Annotated in this window: 23 protein-coding genes and 1 tRNA gene; 10 read left to right on the forward strand and 14 right to left on the reverse strand. The window is 33.0% G+C overall.

Annotation, left to right across the window (positions count from 1 at the left end; translation table 11 throughout):
- Nucleotides 1–46 precede the first annotated feature (46 nt).
- From AC1Q5Z_RS10680 to AC1Q5Z_RS10700, 5 genes are all read right to left on the reverse strand, one after another.
- Nucleotides 47–484, reverse strand: coding sequence for a retropepsin-like aspartic protease (locus tag AC1Q5Z_RS10680; RefSeq protein ID WP_198854858.1), 438 nt, complete (start codon nt 482–484; stop codon nt 47–49).
- Nucleotides 444–3071 carry a CHAT domain-containing protein gene (locus tag AC1Q5Z_RS10685; protein WP_492444727.1) on the reverse strand — a complete coding sequence of 876 codons (2628 nt, stop codon included), beginning with the start codon at nt 3069–3071 and terminating at the stop codon, nt 444–446. The genes AC1Q5Z_RS10680 and AC1Q5Z_RS10685 overlap by 41 nt, the downstream gene beginning before the upstream one ends.
- Nucleotides 3072–3206: 135 nt before the next feature.
- Entirely contained in the window at nt 3207–5159 is a 1953-nt protein-coding gene (locus AC1Q5Z_RS10690; RefSeq protein ID WP_492444729.1) for a DUF7849 domain-containing protein, read from the reverse strand.
- 112 nt (nt 5160–5271) lie between these two features.
- Nucleotides 5272–6255 (reverse strand): hypothetical protein, encoded by a 984-nt coding sequence (locus AC1Q5Z_RS10695; RefSeq protein WP_492444731.1) that lies wholly within the window; start codon nt 6253–6255, stop codon nt 5272–5274.
- Nucleotides 6256–6428: 173 nt separating this feature from the next.
- Nucleotides 6429–6728 carry a hypothetical protein gene (locus AC1Q5Z_RS10700; protein WP_343589561.1) on the reverse strand — a complete coding sequence of 100 codons (300 nt, stop codon included), beginning with the start codon at nt 6726–6728 and terminating at the stop codon, nt 6429–6431.
- A gap of 130 nt (nt 6729–6858) precedes the next feature.
- Here AC1Q5Z_RS10700 and AC1Q5Z_RS10705 point away from each other — a divergent pair, with 130 nt between their 5' ends.
- From AC1Q5Z_RS10705 to AC1Q5Z_RS10730, 6 genes are all read left to right on the forward strand, one after another.
- On the forward strand, nt 6859–7443 hold the full coding sequence (locus AC1Q5Z_RS10705) for an RNA polymerase sigma factor (protein ID WP_198854853.1): 585 nt from the start codon (nt 6859–6861) through the stop codon (nt 7441–7443).
- Nucleotides 7444–7445: 2 nt separating this feature from the next.
- Entirely contained in the window at nt 7446–8171 is a 726-nt protein-coding gene (locus AC1Q5Z_RS10710; protein ID WP_492444732.1) for a tetratricopeptide repeat protein, read from the forward strand.
- Between the two features lie 131 nt (nt 8172–8302).
- Nucleotides 8303–9946, forward strand: a complete 1644-nt coding sequence (locus AC1Q5Z_RS10715) for a S41 family peptidase (RefSeq protein ID WP_343589564.1) — start codon at nt 8303–8305, stop codon at nt 9944–9946.
- 316 nt (nt 9947–10262) lie between these two features.
- Nucleotides 10263–11042 carry a TatD family hydrolase gene (locus AC1Q5Z_RS10720; RefSeq protein ID WP_286964884.1) on the forward strand — a complete coding sequence of 260 codons (780 nt, stop codon included), beginning with the start codon at nt 10263–10265 and terminating at the stop codon, nt 11040–11042.
- A 63-nt stretch (nt 11043–11105) separates the two neighbouring features.
- A complete protein-coding gene (locus AC1Q5Z_RS10725; protein ID WP_198854849.1) occupies nt 11106–12242 on the forward strand; it encodes a 1-acyl-sn-glycerol-3-phosphate acyltransferase in 1137 nt (378 codons plus the stop codon).
- Nucleotides 12232–13260 carry an asparaginase gene (locus AC1Q5Z_RS10730; protein WP_198854848.1) on the forward strand — a complete coding sequence of 343 codons (1029 nt, stop codon included), beginning with the start codon at nt 12232–12234 and terminating at the stop codon, nt 13258–13260. The genes AC1Q5Z_RS10725 and AC1Q5Z_RS10730 overlap by 11 nt, the downstream gene beginning before the upstream one ends.
- Nucleotides 13261–13633: 373 nt before the next feature.
- Here AC1Q5Z_RS10730 and AC1Q5Z_RS10735 read toward each other — a convergent pair whose 3' ends face one another.
- A complete protein-coding gene (locus tag AC1Q5Z_RS10735; protein WP_198854847.1) occupies nt 13634–14875 on the reverse strand; it encodes an MFS transporter in 1242 nt (413 codons plus the stop codon).
- 90 nt (nt 14876–14965) lie between these two features.
- Between AC1Q5Z_RS10735 and AC1Q5Z_RS10740 the strand changes: the two genes are divergently transcribed.
- Both AC1Q5Z_RS10740 and AC1Q5Z_RS10745 read left to right on the forward strand, forming a co-directional pair.
- The gene (locus AC1Q5Z_RS10740) at nt 14966–15835 is read left to right on the forward strand and encodes a LysR substrate-binding domain-containing protein (RefSeq protein WP_278019817.1); all 870 of its coding nucleotides are present in this window, start codon (nt 14966–14968) and stop codon (nt 15833–15835) included.
- A 61-nt stretch (nt 15836–15896) separates the two neighbouring features.
- A tRNA-Ser gene (locus tag AC1Q5Z_RS10745) sits at nt 15897–15983 on the forward strand.
- Between the two features lie 47 nt (nt 15984–16030).
- On the opposite strand, the gene AC1Q5Z_RS10750 is transcribed toward AC1Q5Z_RS10745, so the two are convergent.
- From AC1Q5Z_RS10750 to AC1Q5Z_RS10765, 4 genes are all read right to left on the reverse strand, one after another.
- On the reverse strand, nt 16031–16537 hold the full coding sequence (locus AC1Q5Z_RS10750; protein WP_198854845.1) for a GNAT family N-acetyltransferase: 507 nt from the start codon (nt 16535–16537) through the stop codon (nt 16031–16033).
- 73 nt (nt 16538–16610) lie between these two features.
- Entirely contained in the window at nt 16611–17576 is a 966-nt protein-coding gene (locus AC1Q5Z_RS10755) for a nitrilase family protein (protein ID WP_492444736.1), read from the reverse strand.
- Between the two features lie 71 nt (nt 17577–17647).
- A complete protein-coding gene (locus tag AC1Q5Z_RS10760; protein ID WP_492444738.1) occupies nt 17648–18460 on the reverse strand; it encodes an AraC family transcriptional regulator in 813 nt (270 codons plus the stop codon).
- A 15-nt stretch (nt 18461–18475) separates the two neighbouring features.
- A complete protein-coding gene (locus AC1Q5Z_RS10765; RefSeq protein ID WP_492444740.1) occupies nt 18476–19018 on the reverse strand; it encodes a cysteine hydrolase family protein in 543 nt (180 codons plus the stop codon).
- A gap of 317 nt (nt 19019–19335) precedes the next feature.
- Here AC1Q5Z_RS10765 and AC1Q5Z_RS10770 point away from each other — a divergent pair, with 317 nt between their 5' ends.
- A complete protein-coding gene (locus AC1Q5Z_RS10770; RefSeq protein WP_492444742.1) occupies nt 19336–19683 on the forward strand; it encodes an S-adenosylmethionine decarboxylase family protein in 348 nt (115 codons plus the stop codon).
- A gap of 7 nt (nt 19684–19690) precedes the next feature.
- Here AC1Q5Z_RS10770 and AC1Q5Z_RS10775 read toward each other — a convergent pair whose 3' ends face one another.
- The 3 genes from AC1Q5Z_RS10775 to AC1Q5Z_RS10785 all read right to left on the reverse strand — a co-directional run bounded on the left by AC1Q5Z_RS10775 (nt 19691) and on the right by AC1Q5Z_RS10785 (nt 22564).
- Nucleotides 19691–20446 carry an SGNH/GDSL hydrolase family protein gene (locus AC1Q5Z_RS10775; protein ID WP_492444744.1) on the reverse strand — a complete coding sequence of 252 codons (756 nt, stop codon included), beginning with the start codon at nt 20444–20446 and terminating at the stop codon, nt 19691–19693.
- Between the two features lie 68 nt (nt 20447–20514).
- On the reverse strand, nt 20515–21297 hold the full coding sequence (locus AC1Q5Z_RS10780) for a DUF3050 domain-containing protein (protein ID WP_198854839.1): 783 nt from the start codon (nt 21295–21297) through the stop codon (nt 20515–20517).
- Nucleotides 21298–21385: 88 nt separating this feature from the next.
- On the reverse strand, nt 21386–22564 hold the full coding sequence (locus tag AC1Q5Z_RS10785) for an acyl-CoA dehydrogenase family protein (protein ID WP_492444746.1): 1179 nt from the start codon (nt 22562–22564) through the stop codon (nt 21386–21388).
- 166 nt (nt 22565–22730) lie between these two features.
- On the opposite strand from AC1Q5Z_RS10785, the gene AC1Q5Z_RS10790 reads away from it, so the two are divergent.
- On the forward strand, nt 22731–24503 hold the full coding sequence (locus AC1Q5Z_RS10790) for a helix-turn-helix domain-containing protein (RefSeq protein ID WP_198854837.1): 1773 nt from the start codon (nt 22731–22733) through the stop codon (nt 24501–24503).
- Nucleotides 24504–24520: 17 nt separating this feature from the next.
- Here the strand turns inward: AC1Q5Z_RS10790 and AC1Q5Z_RS10795 are convergent, their stop codons facing one another.
- Nucleotides 24521–24661, reverse strand: coding sequence for an rSAM-modified peptide (locus AC1Q5Z_RS10795; RefSeq protein WP_198854836.1), 141 nt, complete (start codon nt 24659–24661; stop codon nt 24521–24523).
- Nucleotides 24662–24797: the final 136 nt, after the last annotated feature.

Genomic DNA, 24797 nt, shown 5'->3' on the forward strand with positions numbered 1-24797 from the left:
AAAAGTCTTCAGTAAAATGAAGACTTTTTTATTATTTGGAATATCATTATTTTAAATACAAATAATGATTAAAATAGTCAATAATTGCTTTTCCTTCTAATAAAACATCAGCGCCAATAATGCCGTGTACAGATTTTGCCTTGTACGATTCTAAAGCTTCGTTTACATGCGAAAGATCAAAAATTACGATGCTAAAATCTTTGTTTTTCCAGCTTCCTAACTGCAATTTGTTTTGAGATGAAATCTGTGTTGTCATTCCGGTTCCGCCTGCGCCAGAAGCTTTTGTTTTAGAGTTTTTTGCAGAAAGTTCAAAACGTTCAATAGACTCAAAACCCACGCAAGTATTGGATGCTCCCGTATCTAAAATGAAATTGCCAGAAATGCCATTAATTTTGGCTTTTATCTGTAAATGTTGAGTTTTAGTGATTTTGAATTTTATTTTTTTATAATTCTCTTTTTTGAGAATTTCGTGAAGATTTTCCATTCCTGTAATGATTGAAACCCAAAAATAAGCCAATTAAACCCAAAAAACTAATGATGTATAAGATATAATTGGTTTGCGTTTCGGGTTTTTCAAGAGTGCCGTAATAGACAAAAGCACTCCAGTAATAAGGAGATTTCTTTGCATTGGGAATATTTTCATCTTTCAAAAACTTCCTTTTTGCATTTGCTGTTGCATGTGTAAAAGAAGAATTATGTTTGAGATCTTTATAAAAATAATCCATAAAAACAGAAGTCGTATAATCGTTTACATTCCACAAAGAAAATAATAGATTTTGCGCTCCTGCAAACTGAAAACCTCTGGCAATGCTCATAGCGCCTTCACCTTTATAGAGTTTTCCAATTCCTGTTTCGCAGGCGCTCAGAACCACCAAATCTGGACTGAGCTGTAAATTGTACAATTCAGAAAGCAGGATTTCCTGATCGTAAAATTTAATGCTTGCCGGAATTTCAAAATCTCCTGAAGAGGCATGTGTGCTCAGATGAATAATTGATTTTCCCGTAACATTATTTTTAAAGTTTAAAAAAGTGGCATTTTCATTTTCAAAAAACTGTCCGTCAAAATTGTGTTTTATAGATTGCAACTCATTTTTTGAAAAAGGAAGTTCATAATTGGTTTTTCCGAAAACAGGAAAAAGACCTAGAATATTTCTTTTGCCACTTGAAAGCGTATTCGCATTCAAATACAATTCGGCAGAATTATTATACGAAATGTCAAAATCATTCAATAAATAATGCATTTTGGCAAAATTTGTTGTTTTAGATTCCTTTGTTATTAAAGCTTCAAAAGGTAAGAAGTTTAACAGCCCATCAGGAATAATAATGAGATTTTTAGAATCCAATTTTGCAGGTAAAAGAAGTTTTTTATGAGTAAAAAATGCTGTTTTTTGGTAGTTTCCAACATTGCTTACAATACTCTCGGGATTATCAAAAAAACTTATAAATCTTATTATCGGTTCACTGCATATATGACCAATACAAATTGATTTTAATTGAATTTTGTTGTTTTGAACGACAAATAGATGAATTGCTTTATAACCCATAAAATATTCATACAGTACAGCATCATCTTTATCAAGTTTGGCATAAAGCTTTTGTAAGTCGAATGAAGTTTGATTTTTTTTGTTATTTTTTTCTTCATTTGATTTTAGCAGCAACATTAATTTATTCTGTTTCTGAATGGCTTCATTTATTTTTGAAATATCTGCAAGATCTTGTTTTTGCTGTTCTTTCAAAATAATAGTGTTCCAGTTTTGCATCTGCTGCAAAATCAATTTTTCTTCTCTCGAAAGTAATTCAACATTTTTCATATGATCTTTTAAAACTACAGATTTTGTCTTTTCTGCAAGTTTAAAAGCATCTTCAATATAACTTTGTTTTTTTTCGCTGTCAAAAAGAGATTTATAAATATCAAGACACTTTTCTGTTCGGTTTCGATTTCTAATTTGAGTTATAATTTTAGAATCTTCATAGATTAGAAGTGACTGAAACAATTCTTCAATATAGAAAGAAAGAGTATAGCTTTTTAATGCATTTTTGGGTTCATTTTGAGATAGATAAAGTTCTGCTTGTAAATCTAAAGCATCGAGTAGAACAGTTTCGGCATAAAGAGAACTTTCATTAGGAAGGATATTTTTCTGGCTTTGATAATTTGGCAATAATGTTTTATAAACAATCGTAAGTTCATTTTGCGCTTCTTCAAAACTATTTTGTTTCAATAATAAAAAGGATTTTTCTAGATGAAATTGTGCTTTTTTTCTAGGTTCCTGTTGAGGTAATTTTTCAAAAATGGCTTGTGCTTTTGCAAAATATAAAGTAGCATCTTTTAAATTAAAGTTGAGTTTTATTCTATAAAGATTAATGTAAGTATTATATAAATTTTCTGAAAGTGCCTTATCTTTTTTTAGTAATGGAATCGCTCTTAAAAAAGCATTTTCAGCCTCAGTAAAATCTTCATTGATATTTCTTAAGAGATAATTTGCGCCTAGATTGTTTAATAAAAGTCCTTTTTGAGAAGAGGTTATTTTTTCTGAACGAAGTGTTTTTTCAATTATTTCAATAGCCTCTTGGACTTTTCCTGAATTTTGATAAACATTTGATAAATTAAGGATGGCCGCAATTTTCTGCTTTTCATTCTTCTCTTCGTTGGCAATAAAATAATATTGTTTAATAGTGTTTTCGGCATTTTTATAATCGCCTAAAATCGTGTACAAATTGCCTAAAGGCTTCAGGCAGAATTCGGTAATATCGTAGTTTTTTAATTTGTTTTTCTGATAAATCATCCAAGCTTTTTCATAGCTTTTTATAGCATCCAAAGTCTGCCCAAACTGATTTTCATAATACGCTTTGTTGCAATTTAAAATTACAATTGCCAGTAATTCTTCTTTGGTTTTGGTTTTAGCGCTTTTCCAAAAATCAGTTTCAATTTTTCTTAAATTTTGTAATGCTTCCGCGGAAGGATTTGCGGTAAAACTATCCACAGCATTATATATTTTATCTTCCTGATTTTGTCCGAAAACATTCAGACTCAGGAAAAGAAGGATAAAACCATATAAGCGATGTAAGTTCATATTAAATTGTTTTTGCCACGAATTTCACGAATTTTCACAAATCGAAACTCAAAATAACATTAATTAAAATTAGTGGAAATTAGTGAAATTCGAGGCAAAAGATTCTCTGTGCAGCGCATCTTTGCGAGATAACCTCTAAAATTTCCAGATTCCATAAACCTGAAAATAATTAAAATTCTGTTCAAAATTAATCACATAACGCGCGCCTAAACTTGGTCCGATTCTGGCAAAACCTGCTGTTAAATCAAATAAAAGCCCAGCTTTGACATCTGTAAAATTATTTTTAATGGTATTTGAATTCGTTGTCGAACTGATTAAAGAATTTCCTTTTTCGCCTTCGTAAGTATCAACTGTGATCGTTTGATTTTGTTCTGAATAAACATTGACATTTGCCTGAATTCCTGCTCCAACTCCGATATAATTATTGATGTTGTAGCGAATTAAAACTGGAATTTCCCAATTGATATTTTTATTTTCAGTTGCAGTTGTGGTCCGCACCAATTGCCTTGTTCCGTTGGCATTTGTATTAAATTCTTCGGAGACATTTACGTCACTATTATATTTGTTTAAAGCATTTTCCCATTCTACCTGCCAATAAAAGCGATACGATTTAAAAGGCGAAAGCGTAGCACCGACAAAATAACTGGTCGACTTATCTAAATCGGGATAAAAATTATAACCCGCTTTTGCTCCAATCGAAATTCCCGGAAGGAATCGGGTAGTCGCGTAATTGGTGATTATAGGTTCGTTTTTATCAAATATAATGGCAGTTCGGCTTTTGGTTTTTACTTTATGAAAATCTTCGCCAAACTTCATAGAGTATTTTACAAAACCTTTTGTAGAATCCTTTTCCTGTACATTTTTCTGTTCGCTTCCGGGCAGATAAATATTTTTGAAGGTAAAAATAATTTGTTTTTGTTTGATAATCGTATCGAGACAGCTAACAGTTGGTTCTTCTCCTTTTGGGCAAATTGGACATTCGGGATACATGCTTTCAATCTGAAAAGTTTTTTTGTCAAACATCTCTGGAACATCGGTTTCTAGACGAATTTTTCTTGCTGGACCTTCACCATTATTCTGAAAACGGGTTTTAAAATTTACTCTTTTAAAACGAACCAATCTATAATTCATAAAACTTCCGTTAGAACCCATTTTGTTTGGATCGTGAGAAGTCACAATTTCCATTTCCAGATTTTTCACTTTATGGTTTTTATAACTTCTATTCGGCACAAAAATACCACGCATCGTAACTGTTGCACTTGTATCTTTTATCATTTCGGGAGTAGTTTTGAAAGTATAAAATACATTTCGGGTTTCTCCAGGATTTGCATCATCAAATTCTAAAATCGAAACATTATGATACGTTTTATTGGCGTCTAAAAGAGAAGCATCTAAATCTTCTTCGGTTGTGGTATTTCTGTATTTTTTGGTTTTGAAATTCCCTTCGGCGGAAGCCAGAAAAGTATTCGAATCATTTAAATCATCAACCGCAGCGACCAAGTTTTCTTTTACTTCACGTTCGCCCGCATAAGTTCTAAAATCGCTTAACTCGAAATTATTGTGTTTGAATTGCTTTTCATTATAAAACAAATAAAGCTTTCCGTTTGAAACATAATTTTCCAGATTTTGATAACTCACAACGACTACCATTTCCTGTTCTGGAATAGGATCACAATTCTTGATAATTGCAAAACCGTTTTGATCGGCAATAGAAGCAATGTCTTTATAATTGGTGTCAGTAATGTCATTTACCGCTACTTTTTTAGGGCGAGTTGCTGGAGGTTTTCCGTTATCGTAATTATTGGTTACAGCAAGTCTTGTGGTATAAGTGCCTTTGTTTTTATAAACATGTTTAGGTTCAGCTTCTTTGCTGTAATGCCCGTCTCCCAATTCCCATAAATAAGAATAACTTGGTTTTGGAGCACCTGCAATCGGAATCAAAGGAGGTGTTTCGGGTTTAAAAGAAACCTGATTTCCGTTTTGGATAAAACCTATATTGGCTCTTCGCGTTATGGTGTCTTTCACTTTGGTTTGTCCTATTGCGAGAATAGAAAATAGAATAAAGAAAATAGACAGTTGTGGTTTCATAACTAGATAGTTTTGAGGTTTAAAAATTTCTGAATGAAATCTCAAACAAGATTAAATGTAAAAAAAAGTGATGAGCAAATCACCACTTTTTCTTAAAAAAAACATTTGTAAGCTACTGTATGGCATTAATTGCAGCAATCAGTTGAGCTTCGGTACCGACTGTTGTTTCGGATAAATTAAATTCGTAAACCGCATTAGCAGAAATTGTCACTCCTTTTATCGCATAACGCCAGTTACCATTATCTTCAGTAGCAAAAATGATGTGACAAGCTAATCCAATCGGAATTTGTCCATAATGTTCGCTAAACAAACCTTCAGCAGTAAAAGTATCCAATTTAGCAAGAGCATTTGTGCCTTCTCCATCGTAAGAAAGGTAAACTGCGCTGTTTGTATTATTGTATCCATCTGGTACATCTACCAAAAGAGTTGTTTTTGGTCTTGGATCGCTGTAAAAACGGTCTACGTTTGTCCATCCAAAGTTTCCAAACGTTACATAGTAATTGTTCCCTTCGCCTTGTACGCCACATTTTCCGCCAGTTCCATCAGCATTTGTTTTTGCTTCTCTCCAGGCCAATTCGCCATCTTCATCAATAACTCCAGTCCATAAAGTCATTAAATTATCAAGACCATTTGTCAATGCCGTCGGAACAATCATGTTCATACTGCATGAAGTTTGTAATTCGACTCCCCCCTGAGTTGCTTTGATGAAGAATTCTCCTCCAGAAATCAAAAGATTTTTCTTTCCGCCTGTTGTAAGTCCCATAGTTGGTTTATTGGTTACCAGCATATTTCCTTTGTCAAAAAGTTCAATGTATTCTATATCGACTTGTCCTGTTACGGGATTTCCATTTTTAGTTAAACAATCTCCGTTAATAGTAAGCTTTACACCATTTGCAGAAGTTAGGGTTACAGCGCCAGTTCCTGCTGTTATGGTAAAATTTTGCGTGTTTCTTTTTAGGCCTTTTTCGCTAATGCTTTTGAATGCTGCAGAAGTTGGTGGCGAAAGTTTAATATCTTCTCCATCACTATTATCGCAGCTTGTAAAAGCTGCCATTGCTACTATTAAAAGTCCGATTTTTCTAAAATTTGTTTTCATAATTTCTAGTTTTTTATAAATCTGTTCTGAATCTTTTCAGAGGATTTTCAGATTTGGTTAATTAATTTCAATCTTAAATCAATTTGGGTTTGATTTTGTTACCCTTGGTTTGAAAAAATATTTTTGAAGGCTTTTATACTGCTATATAAGCTGACTTTAAAATTTGTTACCCCTTAGATAGAAATGCATTTGTCTTCAAAAAGATTTCCGTCTTCGTCAACAGCAACCAAAATGTCTTTTTTGCGAGAGAATTTTAGAATAAGATAAATCCAGACAATTGCCCAAAAACCAAAAGTGATGATGCTGAGAAATAAATGAAAAGTATGATTGATGGCTTTCTTTTCTTTAGACAAAACCACATAAGGTAGTTTCTCATTTTGTTCTGTAATTACAAAGCCGTTGCGAGTTTTGGCAGCGATTATTTCGTAAAATCGATCTAGGTTTTTTTCAGTAATAAATTGGTAACTTTCCATTTCTTTTAATTTTTTAAAGGTTTTTAAAAGACTTTTATTTAGATATATACAATTGATTGTAATATTGTTACCTCGTATTTTTAAAAATTTCTAAGATTCTTTTTTTAAATTAGCTGTAAAATGTTTTTTTATGGATCAAAATAGAATTCATCCTGATCAAAAATATATCGACGGACTTGCTGCAAATGATTCGGTAGTAATTGAAATGATATATAAAAAGTTTGCGCCCAAAGTCGTTCAGTTTATCACCAATAACTCCGGAGATAAAGACCAAGCGCAGGATGTGATTCAGGAAATCATGATTTTGCTTTTTAATCAGGCGAAAGCCGGTAAACTTCAATTAACCTGTCCGTTTGATGCTTATTTTTTCTTGTTATGCAAAAGAAAGTGGCTTAACGAGCTGAAAAATTCTGCCAATAAAGGGGTAACAATTTATGAGAATGTAGTATCTATCAATGAATCTGCTCACGAATTGGTTGCACAAGCCGAAGAATTTGATGAAAAACAGAAGCTTTTTGATTCGATGTTTCAGAAACTGGGAGAGAAATGCCAGGAAGTTCTGAAGCTCAGTTTTTCTCTAAAATCGATGGAAGAAGTGGCTCAAAAACTCAATGTAACGTATGGTTATGTCCGAAAAAAGAAATCGTTGTGTGTAGGACAGCTGACGCAGTGGATTCAGGAAGCGAAAAATTTTAACTCTTTAAAAAACAATTAATCATGAACGAAGAACGCTATATATTATTTGACCAATATCTTCAAGGCGAACTGACCGTTGATGAAAAAAACAATTTCGAGAAACAGTTATCTGCGGATTCCGAATTGGCTTCGGAGTTTGAAAGTTTCAAAGAAATACATTTTCAGCTGGAAAATAAATTCGGCATAGAACAACAGCGCGAAGTTTTTGAAGAAAACCTGACTAAAATTTCGAATAAATATTTCAATAAAAAGAAAAATAAAGTGGCTTCGCTTAAGCCTTGGTATTTTGCCGTTGCAGCCTCGATAATCATTATGTTTGGATTGTTTTTCTTTGATTATAAACATTATCCGAATTTTGATGATTACAACCACCCAGAAAGTGCTTATTTTACAGAAAGAGGAGTATCTGAAGCAATTTTAAAACAGGCTGAGAATAATTTCAACGGAAAAAGATATGAAACCGCTATTCCGATTTTTGAAATGATTTTGAAAGAAAACAACTCAGACGAAATAAAATACTTTTATGCAGTTTCGTTGTTGCAAGTTGACAAATACGTAAAAGCGGAAACGATTTTTAAAGAATTAGAAGCTGGAAATTCTGTTTATAAAGAAAAAGCAAAATGGAATCTGGCGTTGTCGAAGCTAAAACAAGGAAAATATGACGAATGTAAAGCCATTTTACAGACCATTTCGCAAGACTACGAAGACTATGATGATGTAGAACAACTTTTGGAAGAATTGGAATAATTTTTAATTATTAAGAAAAATTTTATCTCTTTACGGAAAACCTCAATCGAATTTGGAATTTTAGTTCTAAATTCGATTTTCTTTTTTAAGAATTAACCCAAAAACATTTTACCAAGCTATATAAACCCAAAATGAAAAAAGTTGTCCTACTATTTTTACTTGTTTGTTCTCAAACCATTTTTAGTTTCAATAAAATTACTGAGACTGAAAAGTTGGCTGCAACTTGTAAAGTTTGGGGATTCTTGAAATATTATCATCCAAAGGTTGCTAACGGACAGACAGATTGGGATAAACAGCTTTTAGAAAAACTACCTTTAATAGATAAAGCACAAACGAAAGAAGAGTTTTCATTAATCTTAGAAAATTGGATTGATGATTTGGGCGCAGTAGAAGAAATCGCACCAATTGCAATACCAAAAGACGTTAAGTTTTTTGATAAGAATTTTGATCTGAGTTGGTTTAATAATAAGTTGTTCTCTAAAAAGCTTTCGAAGAAATTAAAATTTATTGAAGAAAATAGATTCCAAACTGATGAAGAAATCGGGCCTGGATACAATCCTTTAAAAAATGGAAACTACTTTAAGCTAAACTATGAAGATAAGAACTCAAGAGTTTTATGGTTTTTTATGTATTGGAATTTAGTAGAATACTTTTTTCCATACAAATATATAATGGATCAAAAATGGGATTTGACTTTAAATGAGTCTATTCCAGCTGTTCTTAATGCAAAGGGCGAAGACGATTTTTACAAAGTGATTAGAAAAGTATCGACAAAACTAAACGATAGTCACGTTGAGTTTGCTCTTTATAAGAATAGTATTTTTGATGAAAGCAGAAGATTTTTTCCAGCTGACTGTAAAATAATTGATAATAAGATGGTAGTTACCGAAATACTGGCAGACAGTTTGGCTCAAGCTGATGATATAAAGGTCGGAGATGTAATTACAAAAGTAAATAATAAGACAATTGCTGAACTTACTTCAGAATATAGAGATTTATGTACAGCCTCAAATGAACCTGTATTTCTAAATAAAGCCGTGAGAAAAATTTTAACGGGCTATTCAGATAGTGTTGAAATTGAGTTTTTAAAAGATGGCAAGTTAATTTCAAAATCAATGAGATGGTATAATTATCACGATTCTCATAGAAATGAATTTAAAAAAGGAGCTCAAAAGAAAAAGGAAAGATTTAAACTCTTAGATAATAATATTGGATATGTAGACATGGGTGTTATTAAACCTAAAAACATTCCTGATATGATTGAAGCGCTCAAATCGACAAAAGCAATAGTTTTTGATATGCGAAATTATCCGAATGGAACGTATTACGAGATTGCTAATTTTTTAAATGCTCACGAAGAAAAATTTGCGATTTACACTCATCCAGACTTTAGTTATCCAGGAAAATTTAAATGGACAAAGGGATCAACATGCGGTTCTGAAAACAAAGATAATTATAAAGGAAAAGTTATTGTTTTGCTTAACGAAGAATCGATGAGTCAAGCAGAATGGACAGCAATGTGTTTTCAAACTGCAGGTAATACCACAATAATAGGAAGTCAGACTGCGGGAGCAGATGGAAATGTGACTGAGCTTGATTTTGCAACATTTCATACAAGATATACTGGAGTTGGCGTTTATTATCCTGATGGCAGAGAAACGCAGCGTGTAGGAATTGTACCCGATATTGAAATAAAACCAACAATTTTAGGTATTCAGCAAGGCAAAGACGAAGTTTTGGAACGGGCTTTGCTATATGTTGAAACAGGTAAATAAAACCTCGTTTGTCATACTGAAGAACGAGGGGTCGCACTAGCTGATCGAGAGAAAAAATGGGGGTTTTCTTTTCGAAGCTTCTTGTGAGGCCCTTTGTTCTTCAGAATAACAAAAATTAGGTGATTATTGTTCTGGCCTTTGTCAAAGTTCTAAGTCTTGACAAAGGTTTTTCTTTTTTAAAAGGGGCATAAAACGAGAAAAATCCGTTTAGATCAGCGTTTTTACGAAAGTGAATCCGTTTCATTCGCCTACCAAACCACACCGAATTGCTATTCTTTTAATATTGTCGTAATTTTGGCGTTTTAAAATTATAGTCTTGAATTCAACACCAATTATTACCGATACCCACACCCATTTATATTCTGAAGAATTTGATCAGGATCGCGATGCCATGATTCAGCGCGCCATTGATGCAGGAGTTACACGTTTTTTTATTCCCGCGATTGATGCTGCTGCCACACAATCTATGTACGATTTAGAGAAAAATTATCCAGAAAATATATTTCTAATGATGGGTTTGCATCCCACTTATGTGAAAGATAATTATCTAGAAGAATTGGCACATGTTGAAAACGAACTGTCCAAAAGAAAATTCTATGCAGTTGGCGAAATCGGAATCGATTTGTATTGGGATAAAACGCATTTAAAAGAACAGCAAATTGCTTTTAAAAGACAAATTCAGTTGGCAAAACAATACAAATTGCCAATCGTAATTCATTGCAGAGAAGCCTTTGATGAAATTTTTGAAGTATTAGAAGAAGAAAAATCTGAAGATTTATTTGGGATTTTTCATTGTTTTTCCGGAACTTTAGAACAAGCAGAGCGTGCGATTTCTTACAAAATGAAATTAGGAATTGGCGGTGTTGTAACGTTTAAAAACGGAAAAATCGATCAGTTTTTAAACCAAATCGATTTAAAGCACATCGTTTTGGAGACAGATTCTCCATATTTAGCACCAATTCCGTATAGAGGAAAAAGAAATGAAAGTAGTTATTTAGTCAACGTTATTGCTAAGTTAAGCGACATTTATGGAGTTTCTGCAGAAGAAATTGCCAAGATTACGACTCAAAATTCAAAGGACGTTTTTGGGATTTAACCCAGACCTTACAAAACTTTAATTTTTTTTTTGTTCTTTTGCCCACTTAAACCCAAATAAATAATGCAGAGATTTGATGCCATTCGACCGTTTTATGATTCCGAAATAAATGAAGCACTTCATGGTGTTGTCAATCATCCGATGATGAAAACCATGATGAACTTTACTTTTCCGGATGTAGAAGATGAGGTTTGGAAGGAACAATTGAAGAAAACACATTCTATTCGTGATTTTCAGTGCAACTTTATTTACAATACAATTCAAAAAGTTTTAGAAAAAAGCTCAGAAGGTTTAACAACTTCAGGTTTTGAAAAGCTAGAACCAAATACTTCTTATTTGTTTATCTCAAACCATAGAGACATTCTTTTGGATACCACATTATTAAACGTTTGTTTATTTGAACACGGTTTAGTAATGACAGCTTCGGCAATTGGAGATAATTTGGTAAAGAAAGCTTTCTTGGCAACTTTAGCAAAATTAAATAGAAACTTTTTGGTTTTAAGAGGATTAACGCCTCGTGAAATGTTGCAAAGTTCAAAATTATTGTCTGAATATATGGGACAATTATTGCTTCGCGAAAATCGTTCGGTTTGGATTGCACAAAGAGAAGGAAGAACAAAAGATGGAAACGACGAAACCAATCCAGGAGTTTTAAAAATGATAGGAATGGGGTCTGATGAACCTAATTTAATGGATTATTTCAAGAAATTGAAAATTGTTCCAGTTTCTATTTCGTACGAATATGATCCGACTGATGTTCTTAAAATGCCACAATTAATGGCAGAAGCAAACAACGAAGTTTACGTAAAAGATAAAAATGAAGATTTCATGACCATTATAAGTGGTATCATGGGAACTAAAAAAAGAATACATATTTCTGTTGGCGATGTTCTAGATACAGAAATCGATCAGATTGTGGCCGAAAATGACAATGCAAACAAGCAAGTTCAGGCTTTGGCACAAACTATCGATGATGTGATTTTGAAAAACTACCAATTATGGCCAACAAACTTTATTGCGTACGATATTTTAAACGAAACAGACAAATTCGCTCATAAGTATAAAGAGAGTGAAAAACAGCTTTTTGAGCGTCGTTTAGAAATGAGAATCGGAAGCGATAATCCTGTGACAAGACAAGGATTTTTAGCAATGTATGCCAATCCTGTTGTCAACAAATTAAAATACCAAGATGTCATCTAAAGCAAAAATATTATTGATTTATACCGGAGGAACCATCGGTATGAGCAAAGATTTTGAAACTGGAGCGCTAAAAGCCTTTAATTTTGGTAAATTAATTCAAAAAATTCCAGAAATTAAGCAATTGGACTGCGAAATAGAATCAATTTCATTCGAGCATCCAATTGACTCTTCGAATATGAATCCCGAAATGTGGACCAGAATTGCCACTATTATCGAGGAAAATTACAACGCTTACGACGGATTTGTTGTCCTTCACGGATCAGATACTATGTCGTATTCGGCATCAGCATTGAGTTTTATGTTGGAGAATTTGGCAAAACCAGTAGTATTTACAGGGTCGCAATTGCCAATTGGAGATTTGCGTACAGATGCAAAAGAAAACTTGATAACAGCAATTCAGATTGCATCTCTTCAAGAAAACGGAAAGCCAGTTATTACTGAAGTTTGCTTGTATTTTGAATACAAATTATACCGAGGAAACAGAACTTCTAAAGTAAATGCGGAGCATTTTAGAGCTTTTACAGCACCAAATTACCCTGAATTGGTAGAATCTGGTGTTCATTTAAAACTAAACAGACATTTATTTCTTCCAGTAAATAAAGATGCCAATCTGATCGTTCATAAAAACTTAGACAATCATGTTGCCATCATAAAAATGTTCCCAGGAATGAGCGAAATTGTTTTGGCTTCAATCCTTGCAACAAAAGGTTTAAGAGGAATTATTCTGGAAACTTACGGTTCAGGAAACGCACCAACCGAAGATTGGTTTTTAAATTTAATTGAAAAAGCCATCAAATCTGGAATGTATATCGTAAACGTAACACAATGTTCTGGAGGAAGTGTGAATATGGGGCAATACGAAACCAGTACAGCCCTAAAATCACTTGGAGTGATCTCAGGAAAAGACATTACTACAGAAGCAGCAATTACCAAATTGATGTATTTGCTTGGACACAATATTCCAGAAAATGAATTTAAAGATATTTTTGAAACTGCTCTTCGCGGAGAAATATCTTAAAGTTTAAATTACAATATTAAAAATCCCAAATTCCAAAATAAGGTTGGAATTTGGGATTTTTTTATTGAAAATTCCGCTTAACCACGCAGTTTGTCATCCTGACGTAGGAAGGATCACACAAGAAACTCGGCAACATTAAGATAGCGAAACCCGACAGGTTTTAAAACCTGTCGGGTTTGTTTTTAATGGATTAAACGTTCAGTTTGTCATTTCGACGAAGGAGAAATCTCCACAAGTAACTCCGTTCCAATAAGCCAACCTTTGTAGAGTTTCTCGCGAAGATTTGCTTCGCCAATTCGCTATCGCTCGGGTCTCCTTCGTCGAAATGACAAGATTGTGTGTAATTGGAATTTGAAATTTCTTTTTTGAACTTTTAAAATTTGGAATTTCTATACTCAACCGGACAAGTTTCCAAATCGTCAATTGCTTTGTGTTTTTTATAATACACATAAACAATTACAGAAATAATACATATAATTCCCTGAATAGCAACTGTAGCTCTTACGCCTAAAAAGTGAGAAACATAACCGATAATTAAACTTCCTACAGGAATCATTCCCTGATATGCCATCATGTAGTAGCTAATGCTTCTTGAACGCATATTGACAGCACTATGAGTCTGAATATAAATGTTGATAGAAGAAGTTTGTCCCATCATTCCGATTCCGCTTAAAGTCATACAGATTAAAGCAATTGTTATACTGCTTGAAACAGCTAGAATAATTACGCTAAAACCAAGAAGTAAACTTGCCGAAATCATTAATTTGCTCATGTTTTCAGCTGATTTTAGATTGGCCAAATAAATTGCAGATAAAACAGAACCAATTCCGGCAGCACTTTCGAACCAGCTAAAAGTTTGGGCATTTCCATTAAAAATATCTTTTGCAAAAACAGGCATCAAAGTATTAAAAGAAATGACAAATAAACTACTGCAAGTTAACATCAAAAGCATTCTGGCCATTTCGGTTTCTTTTTTTACATAATCTAAACCTTCCATTAAATCGTCTATCATATTCAGCTTGTTTTCGGCTTTAATATGTGGAGTGATTTTCATCATCATTAATGAAATCAAGACAGGAACATAACTCACAAAATTTCCAATAAAACAGATATCTTCTCCATATTGGTGCAAAATAATTCCGGCAAGCGCAGGACCTGCAATACGTGCAAAGTTGTTCAAAGTAGAGTTAAGCGCCACAGCATTTGGAAGATCTTCTTTATTGTCGACAATATCAATCATCATGGTTTGACGGCAAGTCATATCAAAAGCATTTATAATTCCTTGAATTAAACTCAAGGCTAAAATAAAATTGATATTGTAAATTTTAAGATAAATAAGCAAAGCCAAAGCTCCGGCTTGAAGCATCGCCAAAGATTGCAAAACCATCATGGCACGGTGTCTATCGTAACGGCCAATAATGCTTCCTGCAAGAGGTGCTAGAAACAAAGACGGAATCATGCTTAAGAAAGTAGCTAAACCTAATAAAAAAACAGATCCTGTTATGCTATAAACCATCCAGCTTACCGCTGTTTTTTGCATCCAAGTTCCGATAACAGATACGGACTGACCGTAGAAAAATAATTTGAAATTTTTTGATTTTAAGGCTTTAAACATGACTCTAAATATTTAATACAAAGGTCGGGATTATGATTTCATTAGAAAAATTAATAATTTTACTGATAATAAGTAGTAAAACTTATCAATATGGAAATTTATCAACTGCAATATTTTATTAAAACAGCTGAGGTTTTGCACTTTACCAAAGCGGCAGAATTGTGTTTTGTAACCCAATCGGGACTTTCACAACAAATTAAAAAACTCGAAGAAGAACTTGGTTTGCCTTTGTTTAAGCGAATCGGCAAAAAAGTGCAATTGACAGAAGCTGGTTCGGTTTTTTTAATTCATGCTAAAAAAGTAGTAGAGAATGTAGAAAACGGAAAACAGGCCATTGAAGATTTAAATGAGATGATTGGCGGCGAATTACGCATTGGCGTGACTTATATTTTTGGGTTATTGATTCTGCCTGTTGTAAATGCTTTTGCTAAAAAATACCAAAATCTCAAAATTATTGTAGAGTATGGCACAACAGAAGTTTTAGAGCAAAAACTGATTGACAACGAATTGGATTTGGTATTCGTTATTTCATCACATGAAATTGAAATGCCGATTCAGAAAGTGCCTTTGTTTACTTCAAATATGGTTATGGTAGTTTCTAAAAATCATGCTTTGGCCAATTTAGATAAAATAGCTTTCAAGAAAATAGAAGAGATTCCGTTGATATTGCCAGGAAAAGGTTCTAATTCGAGAGAATATGTCGAAGAGCTGTTTAAGAAGTTTAATATGAAACCTAAAATTTCGATAGAACTGCAATCAATTCATGCATTACTGCAAATGGTAGAAAACAGCGATTGGGCAACAATAGTAGCCGAAATGGCTCTAAAAGATTGGGATAACTTACAAGCCATTCAAATTACGGGAGTTTCCACAAAAAGAGATTCGTACATGCTGACAATGGGCGGCTATCAGAAAAAAGCGGTAAAACTGTTTATGGAAGAATTCAAAAAAAGCATCTAAAAGTAACTTGGATTTTACCTTTGTAAAGTCAGATTTTTTTGTGTTATTTGCAGACCAAAATAGAAAGGTGTCCGAGTGGTTTAAGGAGCTAGCCTGGAAAGCTAGTATATGGGTAACTGTATCGAGGGTTCGAATCCCTTCCTTTCTGCGAGAAAAAACAAACCCTTATGAAGTCTTTCATAAGGGTTTGTTTTTTTAAAGCTTAATCTCAAACAAACTAAAAGAACCTTCTTTATAATGTTCTGGTAATTCGTTTGTCCATTCGATGGTGCTTATTCCTTTGTATTCGAAACCACAGCTGGTATAATATTTATTTATTCTTTCGTTACCGCTGTGCGTATCAAGTCTAATATATTCTTTATTATTTTCTTTAGCATATTGCTTAACCCAATCAATAATTTTTTTGACATAAGATTGTCCTCTAAACTTCGGGTTTGTAGCAATACGATGTAAATAAACTGCAGGATCTTTACTGGCTTCTTTCCAGATAATTAAATCATCAAAAGTAAGTACAAATGTACAGGCAATTTCGTTTCCTTCTTTGATTATAAAATGACGATCTTCGGCAATTTCTTTTTCTATTAATGCTTTTTCAAAACCTCTCCAGCTTTTATTGTTTACTGTTTTTTGATATGATGTCGCTTTGTTATAAATATCGAAAACAGCATCGATATCTTCGTTTGTAGTTTTAAAAAATTCCATTATTAAGCTTTATTCTGTCGATTAATGAATCTTCAAAGGTAAATCTTTCAATAGCTTTAGAGAGGAAAAATGTTTAATTTATGCTTTTTTTATCAGAGTTCAACCAAACAACATTTTGTTCTGATTGATGGTTCTTGCCAATAATATCTCTGTATAATTCTGGTCTTCTAGCCTTTATATAACGATTTCCTCCAGCAAGATTGCATTTTTCGGGAGTGATTATTGCCGTTGCAAAAGAATCTTCAAAAGTGCGGCATTCTGCCAGAATATCTCCAAAAGGATCAATAATCATAGAACAGCCGTTTTTTAATTGATCATTGTCCATGCCAATTGGGTTTGAAAAGATGGTATAAATTGCATTGTCGTAAGCCCTTGCCGGAAGCCATTTCATTAACCAGTCACGACCTTTCATTCCGTCAAACTCTAATCGTAATGATGTTGGATCTGCTTCGCGGTTTTTCCAAAGCTGAGGTGCGACAAAACCAGCGCCCGGTCGGGTAGAAGGTGTGCACATGGTCACGTGAGGCATAAATATAATATCGGCGCCTAGAAGTTTTGTGGCGCGAACATTTTCTATGATATTATTATCATAACAAATTAAAATACCGCATTTCCAGCCCCCAATTTCAAAAATACAATAACGATCTCCAGGTTTTAAATGCGGATTTATAAACGGATGCAGTTTTCGGTATTTTGCGACTAAACCATTTTTGTCTACACAAACATACGCTTTGAATAGATTGTCGTTTTCATCTTTTTCAAAAAGTCCGGCCAATATTACGATGTTATTGTTTTTGGCAATTTCGATTAATTTTAAAATGCTTTTACCACTCGGAATCAATTCTGCCAAGTCTAGCATTTGTTCTTTTGATAAGTTTCTTGCAAATGTATATCCGGTTATAGAACATTCATGAAATGAAATCACATCGCAGCCTTCGGCAGATGCTTTCTGAGAAAGTTTTTCGATTACAGATAAGTTATAGTTTTTGTCGCCACTTTTATTTTCGAACTGTGCTGTGGCTATTTTTAGATTTTTCATATTGTAAGCTATTAATAATTAAATCAAAAATAGCTTTATGAATACGTGATGAATTGTACAAAACCGACATTTTAGAATGTTCTTTTTATGAGATTATTGGTTAATTTCCCAGTGTTATAAAAATATTCCGTCGGAGTAATTCCAGTATGTTTTTTAAATTCCTTTATTAAATGTGATTGGTCTGAAAATCCGGCATCGTAACAAATTGTGGTGAGATTGGTATTGTCGGGCTTGTCTTTTAATAATTTTAAAAAATGATGTAGTCTTACAACGTTACCAAATTTCTTCGGATTTAGTCCAATGCATTCTTTGAATTTTCTTTCCAGATGTCTTTCGGTATAACCGGTGTATTCAACTAATTGTTTTATAGAGAAATGTCCTTTATTATTTATAATAAAGTGTAAAGAATGATCAATTATGAATTGATTTGAGGCTGGTTTTGCTGCGATTAAGGACTTAAAAAAAGAATTTAACAACAGAACGCGTGTTGAGTTGTTTTGCTGAAACAGGCTCTCTTGAAGCGTTCTGATTTTTTCATCGAAAACATCTTCAACAGGAACAATGGCATCGTGAAATTCATTGGCCGGAATGTCTAATAATTGATGGATTCCGTTGGGCTGAAAAACGACAATAATGAGCGTTATTTCATTTTCAGAATAAAGATCTTTAAAACCGTTAAGTTGTCCGTATAAAAAGGAATCGGGCAGATATTTTTTTATATCGTATTTATTAATTCCAGAAATAAGTTTGCTTTTTACAGAAAATACAAGGCCAGTATTACCATCAGAAAACAGGCGAAATTTTTGTACAGCAATTTCGTTATTATCTAAAAACAGATAATGCTTAATATAAGGAGATAACTCTTTTGGGGGTGAAACTTGCATGTTTAAAATCGATGTTTATTCGAAATCAAGATTGTATTTTATTATAGCGCCTTGATTTTCTAAATTTACTAAAACTTCTTCAATTCTGTGCTGGACATCGTCTCCGGTTTGAATTAATTCTTTTAGGAGCACTATTTCATAACCGCTTTTCAGTCCGTCCAGTGCTGTTTGTTTTATGCAGTATTCTGCCAAAAAGCCACATAAAACAAGTCTGCGAATTTGATTTTCTTTTAGAAAGTTTTTAAATTCTTCAGATGAAAAACTACTATGTTGTGTTTTTGAAATTAGGATTGAAGAATCATCAAAGTCGAGATCAATTTCATGGCCTTTTGTTTCTTCAATGCACATGGAAGTTCCAGGCCCAAATTGGTCTTTTTGATAATTGGAAAAAATAATCACGAATTTATTCTTATCGAGCTTTTTGATTAAATCGTTTAGTTGACTTTGAACTCGTTGTATATGACTAATTGGATGTCTTTTTGCATAATCTCCGTCAAGATCTGTAAAATCTTTTTGAGGATCAATAATTACTAGTAATTCTTCGGGAGCTAATTTCATGGAAGTTTTTAATCTGCTTTTGTGGAATTTGAATCATAAAGAATCAACTTTAACAAAAGTAGATATATTTTCTATAAAAAACGGATACTTCTAATCTAGCCCCGATAGTAGCGGCATCCTTTTGTGGTGGGGTTCACCACAAAAGATAAAGCGGATAGCGGGACTAAAGCCGTACTGAAAAACAAAATTTCTGCTCCTTAAAAAAGAAAAAATCACAAACACATAGGCCTAAAAAGTTATTTTTAAAATACGGTTTCCCACATTACTTTATTGTAGAAATATTATATATTTGGCTCCTGTGTAATATAAATAATTTGATGGATTTACCTCCTTATTCGCCAGGATTGCATAAATTGGTTACTTTACATGTCGGCGAAATTTCGAAGCTTACCAATAGCAGAGGTTTTGTTGCGGTTACCAATTTCATTTTAGAAAAACACGAATTGGAAAAAGTTGGAGTGGCGGTGCATGATTTTGAAAACGAAAGTTTTACGATTTCATACTTTTTGAAAGAATCACATATTTGTATACACACTTGGCCTGAATATAATTTACTTAATTTGGATGTTTATCTTCAAGATGTAGAAAAAGTTCGTGCTATAATAGTTGATTATATTGAATATTTTGAAGCAGAGGTTATCAAAGATTTCGAAATTACCCGCTAATATTTAATTAATCCTGCAGTGCTATTTTGATTTTAGGCATCATTTTATCCACAAACATTTTATAAGCAGCTTCTGAAGGATGCAAACCATCTGAAGCAACAAGACTTGGCTTATTAAGCCCTTCTCGAGTGATTTCTGTAATCGATACAAAAGCAATTTGATTGGTGTTGCAATAGTTCTCTGCAAAGTTATTGTATTGTGTGATTTCTGCTGAAATTTTGTTGCTCTGATTTCCTACAAGCGCTTGCCCGTATGGGGTATACGAGTAGTCTGGAATAGAAATGACGACAACATTTTTTTTATCGCCTTTGGCAAGCATTATGGCTTTGTTGACCAATTCTGGGAATTCTTTTTCGTAAACAGAGAAATTTTTGTGCTGATATTGATTATTGACACCAATTAAAAGTGTTACCAAGTCGTAATTGGAGTCCAAATTTTGGGAATTGATTGCTGAAATCAAATCGGATGTTGTCCAGCCTGTTGTTGCAATTATTTTGAGTGAAACGGTGCTGGAATACATTGTGGCTAAACTTGTTTTAAGTTGTTCTGGAAAACGGCAAGTTGCACAAACGCTTTGACCAATGGTATAACTGTCGCCTAAAGCTAAATAATTTACTTTGCTGGCAATTGGAGGTTCTGGTGTTTTGGGTGGAGTTACAACTGGAGGATTTGTAGCAGTAGGAGTGGAGTTTTCTTCGGCGTTGCAACTCAAAAGAAATATTGAAAATATAATGGTAACTATTTGTTTAAAATGTGGTTTCATAATTTGTTTAAATAAGATTGTGAAGTCGCTTTAAACAAATAGTTACGTTAAATATATGGGTTTGGATTTTAAACCATTTCGGTTTTCATCACGATTTCTTCTTCGATGGCATTCCAAAGTGCAATGCGTCTTTCTAGGGCAAGAATTGAAACTTCTTCAACTTCTTTCCATTTTTGAGCATCTTCTTCGCACAATTCTGTAATCATTTGCATTGCCATTGGTCCGTGTTCGTCGGCATCTAATTCGATATGTCTTTCAAAATAGTAAAGCAATTTTGTTAGATCCGTATCTGGAAGGTTTTTTTGGAAATTTTTTAAAATCTGAGTAAACATGCTTGGAATTAAATCTTCTCTCCCGAAAGTAAATGCTGCAGCAATTTCGTGTGGTTTTCCTTCTTCGATAACTCTAAAAGTAAAGTCTAAGAATGATTTTACGTTTGGATGCAATGAACTTTGTTTGATGGCAACAAATATATTCTGAAGAGAGTGTACTTCTGATAAAAAGCTTAAAACTCCAGTGGTATTAGCGCCACAAGCTTCCATTGCTTCTAAGTACATTTCATAATGACTTTGTCTTCTTCCGTCAATCGTTAAGTCAGTTTCTTCTGCAAGAACAATTTCATTAATTAAATAACGAGTTTCTGGATTTTTGGTTGCAAACCACGGTGTTGTCGTACAAGTAAGTTTGGCTTGTAATGCTTTTAAAAGCGACATAAAATCCCAAACAGCAAAAACGTGAGTTTCTAGAAAGCTGTGTAAATCATCTATGTTTTGAATCTTATTGTATAAAGAATGGTTTAATAGTTGGTCTTTTTGTGATTGTATGCTTTTGTTTATCGTTTCGATATTCATTTTAAAAATTTTGATGCAAAGATAAAAAGCTTCTCCGTCAAGAAGAAGCTTTTTAGATTGATTTTGTATATATTTTAATAATTATCAATTATTTAAACGCAGGAATTCCGGTTACGTCCATTCCAGTAATCAATAAATGTATATCATGAGTTCCTTCATAAGTGATTACACTTTCTAGGTTCATCATATGACGCATAATCGAGTATTCTCCAGTGATTCCCATACCTCCAAGCATTTGCCTTGCTTCGCGTGCAATGGTAATTGCTATGTTTACGTTATTGCGTTTTGCCATAGAAATTTGTGCTGTTGTTGCTCTGCCTTCGTTTCTTAAAACACCTAAACGCCAAGTTAATAATTGTGCTTTTGTGATTTCGGTAATCATTTCTGCTAGTTTTTTCTGTTGTAATTGTGTTCCTCCAATTGGTTTTCCGAACTGGATTCTCTCTTTAGAATACCTTAAAGCAGTATCATAACAATCCATTGCTGCGCCAATTGCTCCCCAAGCAATTCCATAACGAGCAGAATCTAAACAGCCAAGCGGAGCACCTAAACCAGATTTGTTTGGTAAAAGGTTTTCTTTAGGAACTTTTACATTGTCAAAAATTAATTCTCCTGTTGCAGATGCACGAAGTGACCATTTATTATGAGTTTCTGGAGTTGTAAAACCTTCCATGCCACGTTCTACGATTAAACCGTGAATTCGGCCTTCCTCATTTTTAGCCCAAACGATAGCGATATCTGCAAAAGGTGCGTTTGATATCCACATTTTGGCACCATTTAAAAGATAATGATCGCCCATATCTTTAAAATTAGTAATCATACTTCCAGGATCAGAACCGTGATCTGGTTCTGTTAAACCAAAACAACCAATAAATTCTCCTGTTGCCAGTTTTGGAAGATATTTCATTCGTTGCGCTTCGTTTCCGTATTTCCAAATAGGATACATTACCAAAGAAGACTGTACAGAAGAAGTTGATCTTACACCAGAATCGCCTCTTTCGATTTCCTGCATAATCAAACCATAAGATATCTGGTCTAGTCCAGCGCCTCCATATTCTATCGGAATATAAGGACCGAAACCACCAATTTCGCCAAGACCTTTTATAATTTGTTTTGGAAATTCTGCTTTTTGAGCATATTCTTCTATTATAGGAGAAACTTCTCTTTTAACCCAAGCACGGGCAGACTCACGAACTAATTTGTGTTCTTCTGTTAACAAATCATCTAAGTTATAGTAATCTGGAGATTGAAATAGGTCTGGTTTCATGTTATATAATTTTTTAGCAAACAAATTTACATAATATAAATATAACAAATACGTGTTAAAATGTTATATTTATTTATTGCAAAAATAAAATTAATAGGAATTTGGCAAATTAATTGTAGTTTATTGATAATTTATAGACTATTTTTGAATTCCAAAAACAATTTAAATGAGGCTGATAATCTCTTTTGTCTTTTTCTTACTAATATTTTGCAATGGAACGGCTCAGACCAATGGAGAGCTTACAGAACAAAAGTACTTAGAATTACGGGATAAAATTCGTTTTAGTATAAACGGAAATTATGATGACGGTTTGATTTATGTTAATCAGGTCCTTAAATCTGATAATGAGGCTCATAAGACTTTTGCTTATGGGGCAGGTTCTTATTTGTATCAGCTAAAAGAAAATGCTGCCCAGTCTGAAAAAATGTATGCAGAGGCTTTAAAGCATTTAAATAAAATTCCTGAGTCTACTGATAAAATAAAACTGCACGCTTATTTATGTAACTATAGAGGACTTACATATTGGAAGAGATCTAATTATGGTAAAGCGCTTGGCAGTTACCAGGAGGGAGTTAAGCTTTCTTCTAAGATAAATGATGTTGTACAAATTGTAAAATTTAAAGCAAATATTGCGTTATTGAATGAGAGCGTTGGCAATTATCAATTGTCAATAAAGATCTTAAGACAGAATGAAGCGTTTTTGGACAAGAACGAAGGTTTGTACGATAAAGATCAGTTTCAGAATGCAAAAAGTAATAGCTATATCAATCTTGGGAATTCTTATGAAGGATATTATACCAAAAATAGGGAAAAGACTTATTTACTAGATTCTGCAGAGTACTATTATAAGAAGAGTATAGCTTTTTCGGATAAATTTATCGACAATAAGATTACTTCTAAACTTAGTTTGGGTAATATTTATGTATTTAAAAAGGATTATACCAATGCCGAGAAAATTTATTATGATATCTCTTTTTATGCCAAACAGGTTGAAAATGAAAGCCTATATAAAATTGCTGCATTTAATTTAGGAGACCTTTATTATTCGATAAAAAAATATGATAGAGCTCTTATTTTTTTAAAGAAAGTAGACTCTATTAGCCAAAAAAACAAAACGGTTGATATTAACTTTTTTAGATCCAACTATTTACAGGCTAAAATTTACAGTATTAAAAATGAACCAGAGTTGGCTTATAAACACTCTAAATTATACTTAGATTCTTATGAAAAATATGAAGGAAATCTGAGAGAAGAAGCATTAGAGGTAAACTATAAATTAGGTACCGCAGATTTAAGCCAAGAAATGCTTGATGTTCAGGAGAAATATAAATATGAGGTATTTTGGAACAAAGCCTTAAAGGTATTTTATGTAATTCTGGTAATTGGAATTGTCTTTTTCCTTATCAAAAATATTAGGGACAAAAATAGAGCTCAAAAGAAAATGAACGCTTTAATTGAAGAGTTCAAAGCTAATCTGGAGAAAAAGGAACATGAAAAAGTCGAAATAGAAAATGTCGCTCTCGAAAAAATAGTTGAAGTTCCTGAAACGGATGATGCTATTTTGAAAAAAGAAAATGCGAATTTGAGTATTGACGAAGCTAAAGAGAATAAAATTGTAGAGAAATTATTGGCTTTAGAAGAGAAATTAGAATATCTAAATGCCGATTTTACACTTGCTTATGCGGCAAAAAAAATCAAAACTAATACCACTTATTTGTCTTATGTAGTAAATAAAAGATTTGGAAAATCTTTTAGTGAGTATTCTAATGAGTTGAAAATTAATTATGTTATTAACCAGATGATTACGAATCATTTGTATCGTAAATATTCTACACAAGCAATTGCAGAAAGTGTTGGATTTAAAAATGCAGTTTCTTTTGCAAAATCATTTCGCAAAAGAACTGGAGTGTCTCCAGCTCAATTTGCGAATAATATTTAGTTAAAAGTATTGGCTTATTAATTGTTTCCGTTTCCTCCGCCACCTTTTTTAGGTTCGTTCGGATCAATTGGATCATCTCCTCCTTTAATAGTTTTTTGCTCTTTCTTAGAGATTGTATCTAATTGAAAATCTTTGAATGTTAATTTGCTATTTTTCATGACTTTATATTTTTTTGGATTAGTTTTAAAAAGGTTTATTCAGATATCGTTTTAGTTATTTCCGTTTCCTCCGCCACCTTTTTTAGGTTCGTTCGGATCAATTGGATCATCTCCTCCTTTAATAGTTTTTTGCTCT

Source organism: Flavobacterium sp. GW823-FHT06G12 (assembly GCF_058794775.1).

Coding starts and splice junctions, on each gene's coding strand:
- AC1Q5Z_RS10680 (WP_198854858.1), bottom strand. CDS start 484: ATGGAAAATCTTCACGAAATTCTCAAAAAAGAGAATTATAAAAAAATA.
- AC1Q5Z_RS10685 (WP_492444727.1), bottom strand. CDS start 3,071: ATGAACTTACATCGCTTATATGGTTTTATCCTTCTTTTCCTGAGTCTG.
- AC1Q5Z_RS10690 (WP_492444729.1), bottom strand. CDS start 5,159: ATGAAACCACAACTGTCTATTTTCTTTATTCTATTTTCTATTCTCGCA.
- AC1Q5Z_RS10695 (WP_492444731.1), bottom strand. CDS start 6,255: ATGAAAACAAATTTTAGAAAAATCGGACTTTTAATAGTAGCAATGGCA.
- AC1Q5Z_RS10700 (WP_343589561.1), bottom strand. CDS start 6,728: ATGGAAAGTTACCAATTTATTACTGAAAAAAACCTAGATCGATTTTAC.
- AC1Q5Z_RS10705 (WP_198854853.1), top strand. CDS start 6,859: ATGGATCAAAATAGAATTCATCCTGATCAAAAATATATCGACGGACTT.
- AC1Q5Z_RS10710 (WP_492444732.1), top strand. CDS start 7,446: ATGAACGAAGAACGCTATATATTATTTGACCAATATCTTCAAGGCGAA.
- AC1Q5Z_RS10715 (WP_343589564.1), top strand. CDS start 8,303: ATGAAAAAAGTTGTCCTACTATTTTTACTTGTTTGTTCTCAAACCATT.
- AC1Q5Z_RS10725 (WP_198854849.1), top strand. CDS start 11,106: ATGCAGAGATTTGATGCCATTCGACCGTTTTATGATTCCGAAATAAAT.
- AC1Q5Z_RS10730 (WP_198854848.1), top strand. CDS start 12,232: ATGTCATCTAAAGCAAAAATATTATTGATTTATACCGGAGGAACCATC.
- AC1Q5Z_RS10735 (WP_198854847.1), bottom strand. CDS start 14,875: ATGTTTAAAGCCTTAAAATCAAAAAATTTCAAATTATTTTTCTACGGT.
- AC1Q5Z_RS10740 (WP_278019817.1), top strand. CDS start 14,966: ATGGAAATTTATCAACTGCAATATTTTATTAAAACAGCTGAGGTTTTG.
- AC1Q5Z_RS10750 (WP_198854845.1), bottom strand. CDS start 16,537: ATGGAATTTTTTAAAACTACAAACGAAGATATCGATGCTGTTTTCGAT.
- AC1Q5Z_RS10755 (WP_492444736.1), bottom strand. CDS start 17,576: ATGAAAAATCTAAAAATAGCCACAGCACAGTTCGAAAATAAAAGTGGC.
- AC1Q5Z_RS10760 (WP_492444738.1), bottom strand. CDS start 18,460: ATGCAAGTTTCACCCCCAAAAGAGTTATCTCCTTATATTAAGCATTAT.
- AC1Q5Z_RS10765 (WP_492444740.1), bottom strand. CDS start 19,018: ATGAAATTAGCTCCCGAAGAATTACTAGTAATTATTGATCCTCAAAAA.
- AC1Q5Z_RS10770 (WP_492444742.1), top strand. CDS start 19,336: ATGGATTTACCTCCTTATTCGCCAGGATTGCATAAATTGGTTACTTTA.
- AC1Q5Z_RS10775 (WP_492444744.1), bottom strand. CDS start 20,446: ATGAAACCACATTTTAAACAAATAGTTACCATTATATTTTCAATATTT.
- AC1Q5Z_RS10780 (WP_198854839.1), bottom strand. CDS start 21,297: ATGAATATCGAAACGATAAACAAAAGCATACAATCACAAAAAGACCAA.
- AC1Q5Z_RS10785 (WP_492444746.1), bottom strand. CDS start 22,564: ATGAAACCAGACCTATTTCAATCTCCAGATTACTATAACTTAGATGAT.
- AC1Q5Z_RS10790 (WP_198854837.1), top strand. CDS start 22,731: ATGAGGCTGATAATCTCTTTTGTCTTTTTCTTACTAATATTTTGCAAT.
- AC1Q5Z_RS10795 (WP_198854836.1), bottom strand. CDS start 24,661: ATGAAAAATAGCAAATTAACATTCAAAGATTTTCAATTAGATACAATC.